This window comes from Micromonospora sp. LOL_015 (assembly GCF_048060275.1).
In the GTDB taxonomy this organism is placed as follows: domain Bacteria; phylum Actinomycetota; class Actinomycetes; order Mycobacteriales; family Micromonosporaceae; genus Micromonospora_E.
This window is the reverse complement of sequence record NZ_JBHMIO010000002.1, coordinates 43,642-55,296: the sequence shown is the minus strand read 5'-3', so window position 1 is coordinate 55,296 and position 11,655 is coordinate 43,642. Positions and strand designations below refer to the sequence as shown.

At 71.9% G+C, this 11,655-nt stretch carries 13 protein-coding genes; 7 read left to right on the top strand and 6 right to left on the bottom strand.

Features of this window, described 5'->3' with window-relative positions; genetic code table 11:
- Positions 1-25: 25 nt before the first annotated feature.
- The gene (locus ACFHWU_RS02690) at positions 26-211 is read right to left on the bottom strand and encodes a DUF397 domain-containing protein (RefSeq protein ID WP_416569552.1); all 186 of its coding nucleotides are present in this window, start codon (positions 209-211) and stop codon (positions 26-28) included.
- Positions 211-975, bottom strand: a complete 765-nt coding sequence (locus ACFHWU_RS02685) for a helix-turn-helix domain-containing protein (RefSeq protein ID WP_416589732.1) — start codon at positions 973-975, stop codon at positions 211-213. The genes ACFHWU_RS02690 and ACFHWU_RS02685 overlap by 1 nt, the downstream gene beginning before the upstream one ends.
- Before the next feature lie 244 nt (positions 976-1,219).
- Here ACFHWU_RS02685 and ACFHWU_RS02680 point away from each other — a divergent pair, with 244 nt between their 5' ends.
- Together ACFHWU_RS02680 and ACFHWU_RS02675 are read left to right on the top strand one after the other, a co-directional pair.
- Positions 1,220-1,519 (top strand): hypothetical protein, encoded by a 300-nt coding sequence (locus ACFHWU_RS02680; protein WP_416569201.1) that lies wholly within the window; start codon positions 1,220-1,222, stop codon positions 1,517-1,519.
- 21 nt (positions 1,520-1,540) lie between these two features.
- Complete coding sequence (locus tag ACFHWU_RS02675; RefSeq protein ID WP_416550800.1) at positions 1,541-1,810, top strand: hypothetical protein; 270 nt, start codon at positions 1,541-1,543, stop codon at positions 1,808-1,810.
- Between the two features lie 43 nt (positions 1,811-1,853).
- On the opposite strand, the gene ACFHWU_RS02670 is transcribed toward ACFHWU_RS02675, so the two are convergent.
- The 4 genes from ACFHWU_RS02670 to ACFHWU_RS02655 form a co-directional block, all read right to left on the bottom strand.
- Positions 1,854-2,351, bottom strand: a complete 498-nt coding sequence (locus ACFHWU_RS02670; RefSeq protein ID WP_416589731.1) for a family 1 glycosylhydrolase — start codon at positions 2,349-2,351, stop codon at positions 1,854-1,856.
- Positions 2,352-2,435: 84 nt separating this feature from the next.
- Positions 2,436-3,821 carry a dihydrolipoyl dehydrogenase family protein gene (locus tag ACFHWU_RS02665; protein WP_416569203.1) on the bottom strand — a complete coding sequence of 462 codons (1,386 nt, stop codon included), beginning with the start codon at positions 3,819-3,821 and terminating at the stop codon, positions 2,436-2,438.
- Between the two features lie 64 nt (positions 3,822-3,885).
- Positions 3,886-5,202, bottom strand: a complete 1,317-nt coding sequence (locus tag ACFHWU_RS02660) for a cryptochrome/photolyase family protein (protein ID WP_416589730.1) — start codon at positions 5,200-5,202, stop codon at positions 3,886-3,888.
- Positions 5,203-5,206: 4 nt separating this feature from the next.
- Positions 5,207-6,178, bottom strand: coding sequence for a phytoene/squalene synthase family protein (locus ACFHWU_RS02655; RefSeq protein ID WP_416589729.1), 972 nt, complete (start codon positions 6,176-6,178; stop codon positions 5,207-5,209).
- A 65-nt stretch (positions 6,179-6,243) separates the two neighbouring features.
- Between ACFHWU_RS02655 and ACFHWU_RS02650 the strand changes: the two genes are divergently transcribed.
- The 5 genes from ACFHWU_RS02650 (at position 6,244) to ACFHWU_RS02630 (ending at position 11,545) form a co-directional block, all read left to right on the top strand.
- Positions 6,244-7,416, top strand: a complete 1,173-nt coding sequence (locus tag ACFHWU_RS02650; protein ID WP_416589728.1) for a polyprenyl synthetase family protein — start codon at positions 6,244-6,246, stop codon at positions 7,414-7,416.
- A gap of 36 nt (positions 7,417-7,452) precedes the next feature.
- Positions 7,453-8,940 carry a phytoene desaturase family protein gene (gene crtI, locus ACFHWU_RS02645; protein WP_416589727.1) on the top strand — a complete coding sequence of 496 codons (1,488 nt, stop codon included), beginning with the start codon at positions 7,453-7,455 and terminating at the stop codon, positions 8,938-8,940.
- Entirely contained in the window at positions 8,937-9,563 is a 627-nt protein-coding gene (idi, locus tag ACFHWU_RS02640) for an isopentenyl-diphosphate Delta-isomerase (RefSeq protein WP_416550793.1), read from the top strand. Before crtI ends, idi begins: the two co-directional genes overlap by 4 nt.
- A complete protein-coding gene (locus tag ACFHWU_RS02635; RefSeq protein ID WP_416589726.1) occupies positions 9,553-10,509 on the top strand; it encodes a MerR family transcriptional regulator in 957 nt (318 codons plus the stop codon). Before idi ends, ACFHWU_RS02635 begins: the two co-directional genes overlap by 11 nt.
- Positions 10,510-10,642: 133 nt before the next feature.
- Complete coding sequence (locus ACFHWU_RS02630; protein ID WP_416550791.1) at positions 10,643-11,545, top strand: polysaccharide deacetylase family protein; 903 nt, start codon at positions 10,643-10,645, stop codon at positions 11,543-11,545.
- Positions 11,546-11,655 lie beyond the last annotated feature (110 nt).

Here is an 11,655-nt window from a genome sequence, read left to right as displayed (position 1 = left end):
GTCCGACCCGCCGGGCGGGGGCTGGTCAGTGGTGGTGCTTGGTCAGCTCGACGAAGGAGCGCCAGGCGGACGGGCCGAAGGCCAGGGTGCCGCCGTCGCGGTCCTTGGTGTCCCGGACCAGCACCCGGCCGGGCAGGTTGTCGGCCACCTCGACGCAGTTGCCGGATGAACCGTTCGACCGCGACGACTTCCGCCATGCTGGTTCATTGATCACTGGATCATCCCTAACATCAGGTCTCGGGTCTGGTCGGCGGACAGCGCCAACTCGTTGACTGCCTCCCAGACTAGTTCCAGTTCGAGTACGTCACCAGCGGTGGTGGCGACGCGTCCTCGCAGCAGATCGTCCAGATAGCCGACCCGCCTCCCGTCGCTCATGGTGGCCAGCGCCAGCGGCCCACCGAGGCCAGCGTGGAGCCCGGCCGACTCGGGGACCGCACGGATCCGGATGTTCGGCCGGTGCCCGAGGTCGACCAGGTGGGCAAGCTGATCCTTCATCACCTCGCGCGGACCGCGACGCAACGCCGTCTCCTCGACCAGGGCCACCAGATCCACCGGGGGATCGCGGTCCAGCACCGCGCGCTGTCGCTCCTGACGGGTCGCGATTACCTCCTCGAACCGGACCCGGTTGGACGGCACGGCAGCGAAGACCTGCCGCATGTACGCCTCGGTCTGCAGCAGCCCAGGGACCAGGGTCGGCTCCCAGGCCCGCAGCAACACCGCGCGTCGCTCGTGATCGACCCAGGAGCGCAGCCACGGCTGGCGGTCCTCTCTGCCCTCCCTCGACAGCTGTTGAAGCTGGTCACCGGAGTTCAGTAATTTGTCGAGATCCTTCGCGGTGTCCTCCTTCGGCACCAGCCGGCCGGTCTCGAAGCTGGCGATGAGCGACTTCGACACGCCTACCGCTTTGGCCAACTGGGTCTGGTTCATGCGCTGAGACAGCCGGAGCCGTCGAAGCTCTCCAGGTAGTTCAGTCATGTTTATAACCTCCAATAACTCGGGCTCATCTTTATCTCTGCGACTTTCATATTGCCCTATGTTCGGGTGGGAGTCCAGGGTGGATTGCGACGGGAAATTGACTCGATGAGTGAGGGGGCGACGGTGGAGGTGGGGGCGCTCCTCGGGGCGGCGCTGCTCGGCTTCTGTGCCGGGCTGTGGTCGTTCAAAGTGAAGTCCAGATGGTGCCCCAGCTGTGGGCGTGCGACCTGGCCGATGGAGCGCGGTGCCGACGGCGTCCAGCGGCCACGCGGCGATGGAAGGCCCGATGGGTAGCCGGCTGCTGCGGACGCCGGAGCCGAAACCAGGGGACGTGCTGTTGATCGGCCAGGAAGCGAGCATGCAGTTCGCCGGCGACCGGAGAATTCGATTTCGGGTCATCTCGGTGGACCGGAAACCGACCTACGACGGTTGGATCTGGCTCACCGGCTACGTCATAGACGAACGCGGATACGCCGCCGAGCGGCGGGAGATCTTCGTGCAACGCGACGGACTCTACCGACTGGCCAAACGGCAGTCGACGTGACAATTGATCAAGGAGAGAAAGATGATCACAGAGATGGTACGGGACTGGTGGCTGCGCTGGCTCGACTGGCGCTCCGGCCGGTCGACGGCGTCCAGGCGACTCGAATACCTGCGCCGCGAACGGCACGGACAACACCAACGCGGCCGTACGACGGCCCGGCACCGCCGGCTCGACGGCAACCGGGGACGCCACTGGTCGGCGGAGGCTACCGTCCTGGTCCCGACGCTGCGCCCACTGATGACGTACGGCCAACAACTCGGCTACCGGCTGCCGCCGCACGGCATGACCTGACCGGCGGCGTACCGCCGGATGATGAGTGGAGGGTGCGGGATGATCAGGGCAGGGCGCGGCTGGTTGCGACGGCGGCGTACCGGGCGGTGCTCGGCTTCGGGGTCCGAGCGAACGTCTCCCGGTCGACGGTGTGCAGGCCGAAGTGGAAGCGGTAGCCGGCGGCCCACTCGAGGTTGTCCAGCAGCGTCCAGTGGCAGTAACCGAGCACCGGTACGCCGTCGTCGCGATCGCGTCGAGCAGACCGGCCAGCGACGGTTCGATGAAGTCCGCCCGCAGGGCGTCGTCGTCCACACCGACGCCGTGCTCGGTCACGAAGACCGGCACCCCGCTGACCTGGTACGCGTACCGCACCGCGCCGCCGAGTGACGTCGGGTCGATCACCGCGCCAGCTGATGGAGCCCGGCCGGATCGTTCGGCGAGGACCGTCGGCGTGACGTGCTCCAGGAACCAGGTGTCGCTGGTGTTGTCGCCCTCGGTCTGGTGACCGGAGGTGGCGACACCGAAAAGGAAGCCGTCCGGGAAGCGTCTCATGGATGGACATTTCCGTGGCCGGCTCAAGATCACATGACGAAAAACTGGGACGCCACCGGCGTGTCGCCCGAATTTTCGTCAAGTGATCATGGAGTCAGGTGAGCTGCTGTACAGCGGACTGGATGGCGCGGTGCACCGTCGGGTACGCGTAGATCATGTGCCGCAGGCTGGTCAACGGCACCTCGCCGTGCACGGCGACGGCGAGTGCGCCGAGCACCTCGCCGCCGGTCGGTCCCGCCGAGGTCGCCCCGACCAGCACGCCCCGACTCGCGTCGGCGACCAGCTTGATGAAACCGTCGTTACCCGGCCCATGGATCCAGCCACGCGACGACTCGGCGACGTCGGTCACCGCCACCGCGACGTTCACGCCCTGCTCGCGGGCCTGGCGCTCGGTCAGGCCCACCGCGCCGATCTCCGGGTCGGTGAAGGTGACCCGGGGGACCGCCCGGTACTCGGCGGCCGGTCCGCCCTGGTCGAGGATGTCGCGCACCGCCACGTCCGCCTGGTACATGGCCAGGTGGGTGAAGGCGCCGTGGCCGGCGACGTCACCGACCGCCCACAGCCCGTCGGCGACCCGCGTCCGCTCGTCGGTGACCCGCATCCGCTCGTCGACCGGCAGGTGCCGGGCCGCCGGGTCCAGTCCGACGGTGTCGAGGCCGAGTCCGCCGAGGTCGCTGCGCCGGCCGGTGGCGACCAGCAGCCGCTGTCCGTTCTCCGGGCCGCCCTGCGACAGGTGCACGGCGAACGTGTCGTCGCGGTGCTCGACCCACTCGGCGCGGCTACCGAGCCGGAGCCGGATCCCGTCGTTACCGAGGGCGCGGGCGGCCAGCGCCGACGACTCCGGCTCCTCCCGGGACAGCAGCCGCTCACTGGGCTCGACGATGGTCACCCGTACGCCGAACCGGGCGAATACCTGGGCCAGCTCCAGCCCGATCGCGCCGCCGCCGAGCACGACCAGCGACTCGGGCAGGTCGGTGACCTCGATCGCTTCCTTGTTGGTCCAGTACGGCGTGCCGGCGAGCCCGTCGATCGGCGGCACCACCGGGACGGTGCCGGTGGCGAGCACCACGCCCCGGCGGGCGGTGAACACCTGCCCGTCGACGTCGACCCGCCCGGGTCCGGTGAGCCGGGCGGTGCCGTGCAGCACCCGTACCCCTTTGCCGGTGAGCCGGTCGACGGCGGCCGTGTCCGACCAGTCGGCGGTGGCCTCGTCGCGGATCCGTCGGGCCACCGGCGTCCAGCCCGGACGGATGTCGGCGGTGCCGGCCAGGCCGTCGATCCGGCGGCCCTCAGCGAGTGCGTTCGCCGCCCGGATCATCATCTTGCTCGGTACGCAGCCCCAGTACGGGCACTCGCCGCCGACCAACCGGCGCTCCACACCGACCACGTCCAGCCCGGCCTGGCTGAGCCGGCCGGCGACCTCCTCACCGGCCACGCCCAACCCGACGACGACGACGTCCACCTGTTGCGGCTCACTCATCCGGCCAGCATGTCACCACCGCCGGCAACCCGCAGACCGGGCGGCCCGCTGACCGGACGCCGACTCAGCGGTCCGACAGTGGCGGCGGGTAGTCCAGGCCGGCGCGGACGGCGAGCGGCAACCGCCACGGCTCATGCACCGCCGCCCCGGCGACACCGGCCAGCTCCGGCACCCACCGCCGGACGTACTCCCCGGCCGGGTCGAAGCGGTGCGCCTGGCGCAGCGGGTTGAAACCCCGGTACGGACGGGTGTCGTTGCCGGTGCCGGCGACCCACTGCCAGTTGCCGGAGTTGTTCGGCAGGTCACCGTCGAGCAACCAGCGATCGAACCAGCCGAGGCCGTCCCGCCAGTCCAGGCCGAGCTCCTTGGTGAGGTACCCGGCGGTGATCAGCCGGGCGCGGTTGTGCATCCAGCCTTGCGCCTGCAGTTGCCGCATGCCGGCGTCGACGATCGGCACCCCGGTGCGGCCGGTCTGCCAGGCGTCGAGGGCGTCGGCGTCGTAGCGCCACTGCTCGGCGGCCCCGCGCCGGTACGCGGTGGTCGCCAGGTCGGGGAAGGCGTTCGCGACCTGGTAGTGGAAGTCCCGCCAGCACAGTTGCCGGACGAACGGACCGGCGCCGTCCCCGGCGGCGGTGGCGACCTCCAGCGGCGACAGACAGCCGAACCGCAGGTAGGGGCTGAGCCGCGAGGTGGCGTCGCCAGCCAGGTCATCGTGGCTGTCGCCGTACCGATCGAGGCGGCTGCTGCCGTACCGGTCGAGGTCACCCAGCCAGTCGTGCAGCCGGCGCCGCCCGGCGGTCTCGCCCCCGGCGGCGGCCTGCGGCGACTCACCGTCCGGCAGGGCCGGCAGCCGTCCGACGGCGGGACCGCCGGGCAGCCGGATCCGCGCCGGACCGGCGCTTTCGGCACGCCAGTCGGCGCCGGCCCAGGCCCGGAAGTACGGCGTGAAGACCTTGTAGTGGTCGCCGTTGGTCGGGGTCAGCGCGCCCGGGTGGACGACGGTCAGCCCGGGAAAGGCGCGGTACGCGATCCGGTGCCGCTCGCATTCGTCGGACAGCCGCCGCTGCCGGTGCCGGGCGTAGTGGCTGACGTCGGCGGAGATGGCGACGCCGTCGGCGTCGACCTCGCGGGCCAGCCGGATCGTCTCGGCCACCGGGTCGCCGCGGCGGATCAGCAGGTCGCCGCCGAGCCCGCGCAGAGTCGCCCGCAGGTCGGCGAGGCTCTGGTGCAGGAACCGGTCGCGGTTGGCCGACCGGCCGGCCAACCGTGGGTCGAGGACAAACAGCGGCACCACCTGTTCGGCGGTGGCGCAGGCGGTAGCCAGCGCCGGCTGGTCGTGCACCCGCAGGTCGCGGGTGAACAGCACGACAGCGGTACGCACGGCGCTACGGTGCGGTCGGCGTGGCGGCGGTCGGCCTTGGGGCTGGCGCCGGCGTCGGCGGTGCGGGGACGTCGACCGGGCCGGGCAGGGTGACCGGGGTGCCGGCCGGGGTGAGCAGGGACCGTAACGCAACAGCGGCCCGGCGACGGTTGGGAACGGTGGCCCGGCGACGGAACACGTCGTAGCCCTGCGCGGCGATTTCGTCGAGGATGCCGCCGTACAGCGCGTACGCGGTGCGGATGCAGGCCTGCGACGCGGGTTCGAGCAGGATGACGCCGGGGGCGGCCGCCGCGTAGTGGCCCCTGGCCCGGCCGACCTCGTAGCGGATCAGCTCGATGATCGGCGGAGTCGCCCGGCGCTGTCGGGCGGCGTCGACCAGGTCGGCCCGGGTGATCCCGAACCGCGCCAGGTCCTCGTCCGGCAGGTAGGTACGGCCACGGTCCAGGTCCTCGGCGACGTCCCGGATGAAGTTGGTGAGCTGGAAGGCGAAGCCGAGCTGCCGGGCCGGCTCCCGGGCGGCGGCCCGGTCGGTGCTGCCCAGGATCGGCAGCATCATGGTGCCGATCACCGCCGCCGAGCCCTCCATGTAGTCGAGCAGGTCGGTGTAACGCGGGTACGAGGTGACCGTCAGGTCCATCGTCATGCTGCGCAGGAACGCGGTGAAGTCCGCCTTGTCCAGGTCGAACACCGCGATGGTGTGCAGCACGGCGGGCAGCAGCGGATCGTCGACCGGGGCACCGTGCAGGCCGGCGAGGAACCGCTGCCCCCACTGGTCGAGTGCGGCTGCCCGGCCGGCGGGTGGCAGTTGGTCGGTGCGGTCGACGATCTCATCCGCGTACCGGGTAAATCCGTATAAAGCATGAACATGCCGGCGTTTCCACTGCGGGAGCAGCCGGGTCGCGAGATAGTAGGTGCGCCCGTGTCGTCGGTGCAGGTCACGGCAGTTCCCGTAGGCAGCGGACAGATCGACGTTCATCGGGCCTCCTCGGCTATCGACGCAAGAATCGACGCAACTTCTGGCCCTAGGGTACGCTCGATCGCGTGGCCAATCACACAGTTGCCGACACCGACCGAAGCGCGTCGGTCGACGAGCCGGCCGGGTCGGCCACCCCCGGCTCGCCCCCGGCCCGCCGCCGTGACCTGCTGACCGCAGCCGTCGACGACACGTTGATCGATTTCCTCTCCGCCGAGATCGACGCGCTCGACCGCATCGATCCGGCGCTGCGCCCGTTCGCCCAGATCGCCCGGGACACCGTGCTCGCCGGCGGCAAACGGCTGCGGCCGGTCTTCGCCCACTGGGGCTGGCGCGGGGTGGCCGGCCCGGACGCGCCGCTGGCTCCGGTGCTGCCGGCGCTGGCCGCGCTGGAGCTGCTGCACGCGTTCGCGCTGGTGCACGACGACGTGATGGACGGCTCCGCGACCCGTCGCGGCCGCCCCACCGCCCACCGCCGGTTGGCCGGGCAGCACCGGGCGGCCGGCCGCGACGGCGACCCCGACCGGTTCGGCGACGGTGCCGCCGTGCTGGTCGGTGACCTCTGTCTGGTCTGGGCCGACCGGCTGCTCGGCCAGGCCGGCGTGCCACCCCGGACCCTGCTGGACGTGCGGCGCCGCTACGACCAGATGCGGGTCGAGACGATCGCCGGGCAGTACCTGGACGTCCTCGGCGAGACCGAGGCCGACACCTGGTCGGTCGACCGGGCGCTGCGGGTGGCCCGGCACAAGACCGCCAGCTACACCGTGCTGCGGCCGCTGCACCTCGGTGCGGCCCTCGCCGGATCCGGCGCCGACCCGGCGATCCACGAGGCATACCGGCGCTACGGCATGAACGTCGGCGAGGCGTTCCAACTGCGCGACGACCTGCTCGGCGTCTTCGGTGACCCGGCCACCACCGGCAAACCCGCCGGCGACGACCTGCGGACCGGCAAGCCGACGGTGCTGCTGCTGATCGCCCGCGAGCTGGCCACCGAGGCCCAACGCGCCGAACTCACCCGGCCGCCGTCCGGCGCCGGACGGGAGTCCGGCCGGGAGATCGATCGACGGGTAGGCCGGCTGGCCGAGATCGTCGTCGAGACCGGCGCCGCCGACCAGGTGGAACAGCTGATCGAGCAACGGGTACGGGACGCGGTCGACGCACTGGGCGACGCCCCGATCGACGCGGCCGCCCGTCGTGTGCTCACCGGCCTGGCGGTGACCGCCACCACTCGGCAGGCATGATGTGAGCGGCGTTCAGAAGAAGGAGGTGGTCGCGGCATGCGTACCGTGACCGGGGCGACCGAACGCGTCGTCGTGGTCGGTGCCGGGCTCGGCGGGCTCGCCTGTGCCCTGCACCTGGCCGGTGCCGGACGGCAGGTCACCCTGCTGGAACGCGAGTCGGTGCCGGGCGGGCGGGCCGGTCGGCTGGCGCTCGACGGCTACGAGTTCGACACCGGGCCGACCGTGCTGACCATGCCCGAACTGATCGCCGAGGCGCTCGGCGCGATCGGCGAGGAGCTCTCCGACTGGTTGGAGCTGATCCCGCTCGACCCGGCCTACCGGGCGTACTATCCGGACGGATCCACCCTGGACGTCGTTACCGACACCGCCCGGATGGCGGCCGAGGTGGCCCGGGTCTGCGGCCCCCGGGAAGCCGACGGCTACCTGCGCTTCGTCGACTACGCGCGGCGGCTGTGGCAGCTGGAGCGGGCCGACTTCATCGACCGCAACCTCGACAGCCCGCCGGACCTGCTCACCGGCAACCTGCTGCGGCTGCTGGCAGCCGGAGCGTTCCGGCGGATGCAGACCAAGATCGGGCAGTTCTTCACCGACCCCCGTACCCAGCGGATCTTCTCGTTCCAGGCGATGTACGCCGGGCTGGCGCCACACGACGCGCTGGCCATCTACACCGTCATCGCCTACCTGGACTCGGTGGCCGGGGTGTCGTTCCCCCGGGGCGGCATGCACGCGGTGCCCCGGGCGCTGGCCGGCGCCGCCGAGAAACACGGCGTACGGATCCGCTACGACACCACGGTGACCCGGGTGGAGACCGCCGGTGGTCGGGCGCGCGCGGTGCTCACCGCGGACGGTGACCGGATTCCCGCCGACGTCGTGGTGCTCAACCCCGACCTGCCGGTCGCCTACGCCGAGCTGCTGCCGCCGGCCCGCCGCCGGCGGCTGCGCTACTCGCCGTCCTGCGTGGTGCTGCACCTCGGCGCCCGGCAGGGCTACCAGCAGATCGCCCACCACAACATCCACTTCGGCCGGCTGTGGAAGGGCACCTTCGACGAAGTCATCCGCCGGGGCGAGCTGATGAGCGACCCCTCGCTGCTGGTCACCAACCCGAGCCGGACCGACCCGTCGGTGGCCCCGCCCGGCGGGCACACCTACTACGTCCTCGCTCCGGTGCCCAACCTGGACAGCGGCCGGCTGGACTGGCGCGGTGACCTGCCACAGCGGTACGCCGACCAGCTGATCGCCACCCTGGCCGAGCGCGGCTACCGGGGCCTGGCTGACGGGATCGAGGTCCGCGAAGTGCTCACCCCGGCCGACTGGGCCGACGCCGGAATGGCCGCCGGGACACCGTTCGCCGCCGCGCACACCCTGTTCCAGACCGGCCCGTTCCGGCCCGGGAACCTGCACACCACCCTGGAGAACGTGGTCTTCGTCGGCTCCGGCACCCAACCGGGGGTCGGCGTGCCGATGGTGCTGATCTCCGGCAAACTGGCCGCCGGTCGGATCACCGGTGCGGGGGGTGCCCGATGACCGGGACGTCGCGGGAAAGCCATCTGGTCGAGTTGGTCGACCGGGCCGGGCGACCGGTCGGATCGGCCACCGTCGCCGCTGCCCACCAGCCGCCGGGCCAACTGCACCGGGCCTTCTCGGTGATCCTGGTCGACCCGGCCGGCCAACTGCTGCTGCAACAGCGGGCTGCGGTGAAGACCCGGTTCCCGCTGCGCTGGGCGAACACCTGCTGCGGCCATCCGCTGCCCGGCCAATCGGTGACCGAGGCGGCCAACCGCCGGCTCGGCGAGGAGGTGGGCGTCGCGCCGGTGCCGTTGACCGAGCTCGGCGTGCACACCTACCAGGCCACCGACCCGGTCACCGGCCGGACCGAGTACGAGTACGACCATGTGCTGCTGGGGGAGCTCGATCCGGCCTCCCCGCTGCGGCCGGATCCGGCGGAGATCGCGCAGCTGCGCTGGATGCCGCCGGATGAGCTGCGGGTCGGCCTGACTGACGACCCGCACGCCTACGCCCCGTGGCTGGCCGGCGTGGTCGACCAGTTGTTCGCGCCGGGCCGGCGGGACCACGACGCGGCTGCGGAGCGGAACGGCGCGAACGCGGAGCGGCACGGCGGGGCTGCGGAGCGGCCAGGTGAGCGATGACGCGCTGAGCGCGGGCAGCGTGGCACGCCGGCTCGGCGTGGCGGTGACCACGCTGCGCACCTGGCACCAGCGGTACGGGCTCGGCCCGACCCGGCACGTCAAGGGGCATCATCGCCGGTACAGCCGGGAGGATCTGGCCCGGCTGGAGGTGATGCGCCGGCTCACCGCCGAAGGCGTGTCCCCGGCCGAGGCGGCGCAGTGGGCACGCGGCAACGCGGCGTCACCCACCGCTGAGCCTGGTCGGGCCGGCGGCGGGCACACCATCGCGGTCGGCACCGCCGGCCCGGCCGCCCGTGGCCTGGCCCGGGCCGCCGTACGCCTGGACGACCTGGCCATGCGGGAGATCATCGAGCGTGGGCTGCGTACCGACGGGGTGATCTCCACCTGGGACCGGGTGGTTCGCCCGGTGCTGGCCGGCGTCGGTGACCGGTACGCGGCCACTGCCGGCTTCGTCGAGGTGGAGCATCTGCTGTCCCGGTGCGTCTCCGCCGCGTTCGCGTCGGTGACCGGGCCGGCCCTGCCGGCCGCGGCGGGTCATTCTGCGGACGGCCCGCATGACGGCGGCGGCCCCGGAGCGCTCCTGGCCTGCACCGACGAGGAGCAGCACTCCCTGCCGCTGGAGGCGCTGGCCGCCGCACTCGTCGAGGTCGGCGTGGTCGCCCGGTTGCTCGGTGCCCGGGTACCGGCGACCGCGCTGGCCGCCGCGGTCGACCGGACGGGGCCGGCCGCCGTCGTGCTCTGGTCGCACACCCCGGCGACCGCAGATCTCGGGCAGCTGCGCGTGGCCCGATCCGGACGGCACCGTCCGGTGCTGGTTCTCGCGGTCGGGCCGGGCTGGCCGGTCACCGAGCTGCCGGACGGGGTCCGGCATTGCGCCGACCTGACCGACGCGGTGACGCTCTGCCGGTCCGCCGACCGAGTCGTCGCCCAGCAGCACGGCCCGTAGCTTTCTGTGGTACTGCCCGTCACAGCCGGCGGTCGGCGGCGCTCAGATCCGATGTGCGGGTTCGAGTTGAGCGGATTGATCGACTAACGTGTGCTTCGCTCGATCTCCGTCCACCCCCTCGCCCGGAGTCGACATGTCGAAACGCACCGTGTCGAAACGTGCCATGGTCGCGGCAGGCTTGGCGGTGTTCGCGCTGCTGGTCGGCAGCGAAAGTATCGCCGCGCTGCGTGGTGCCCGGCAGGCGCCGACTCAGGTGCCGGCCACCGCCGCACTCGGTGTCGCGCCGGACCGCGCTGCTCCCACCCCTGAGCCGGTGCCCTCACCCGGCCCCCGCGACCCGGTGCCGGCACCGACCGCTGAGCCCGCCGACCAGCGATCCTCGGCCACCGAGACCGGCGGCTCACCCGAGGCGTCCGCCCGGCCCGCCGTCGACGAGAGCCTGCTGCAGCGGCGTACCGGTGGCCGGCAGGTGGCGTTGACCTTTGACGACGGCCCGCACCCGAAGTGGACACCGCTGATCCTCGACGAGCTGCGGGCGGCCGGGGCGCGGGCCACCTTCTGCGTCGTCGGTGCCCAGGTACGGCGGTACCCGGCCCTGATCGCCAGGATGGTTCGGGAGGGGCACGCCCTGTGCAACCACACCTGGAGCCACGAGCTCGATCTCGGGTTGCAGCCGCCCGACGAGATCCGGGCCAACCTGCTGCGGACCAACAAGGAGATCCACAAGGTGGTACCCGGCGTGCCGATCGAGCACTTCCGGCACCCCGGCGGCCTGTGGACGCCAAAGGTGGTCACCGTGGTCGAGGAGCTGGGGATGGTCCCGCTGGACTGGGACGTCGACCCGCAGGACTGGCGTAAGCCCACCAAGGAGGAGCTGGTGTCGCAGGTCACCGACGGGGTCCGGCTCGGGTCGATCATCCTGCTGCACGACGGTGGCGGTGACCGGTCGGCCACCGTCGCCGCGCTGCCGGTCGTGGTTAAGGAGCTGAGGCAGCGGTACGGCATCACCCTGCTCGGTGCTAGCCTTTCCCCCTGATCCGTCCGGTTCGCCGATCTGGTTTGGTCCGGGGCATACTCGTCACGTATGCTTTCGCAAGCTTCCGGCGGGGCCGGATGGGAGCACTACCGTCGGAGTCGCGATGTGCG

Bases quoted from the DNA above. Each gene is read 5' to 3' on its own strand.
- ACFHWU_RS02685 (WP_416589732.1), bottom strand. From the start codon at position 975: ATGACTGAACTACCTGGAGAGCTTCGACGGCTCCGGCTGTCTCAGCGC.
- ACFHWU_RS02675 (WP_416550800.1), top strand. From the start codon at position 1,541: ATGATCACAGAGATGGTACGGGACTGGTGGCTGCGCTGGCTCGACTGG.
- ACFHWU_RS02670 (WP_416589731.1), bottom strand. From the start codon at position 2,351: ATGTCCATCCATGAGACGCTTCCCGGACGGCTTCCTTTTCGGTGTCGC.
- ACFHWU_RS02665 (WP_416569203.1), bottom strand. From the start codon at position 3,821: ATGAGTGAGCCGCAACAGGTGGACGTCGTCGTCGTCGGGTTGGGCGTG.
- ACFHWU_RS02655 (WP_416589729.1), bottom strand. From the start codon at position 6,178: ATGAACGTCGATCTGTCCGCTGCCTACGGGAACTGCCGTGACCTGCAC.
- crtI (WP_416589727.1), top strand. From the start codon at position 7,453: ATGCGTACCGTGACCGGGGCGACCGAACGCGTCGTCGTGGTCGGTGCC.
- idi (WP_416550793.1), top strand. From the start codon at position 8,937: ATGACCGGGACGTCGCGGGAAAGCCATCTGGTCGAGTTGGTCGACCGG.
- ACFHWU_RS02630 (WP_416550791.1), top strand. From the start codon at position 10,643: ATGTCGAAACGCACCGTGTCGAAACGTGCCATGGTCGCGGCAGGCTTG.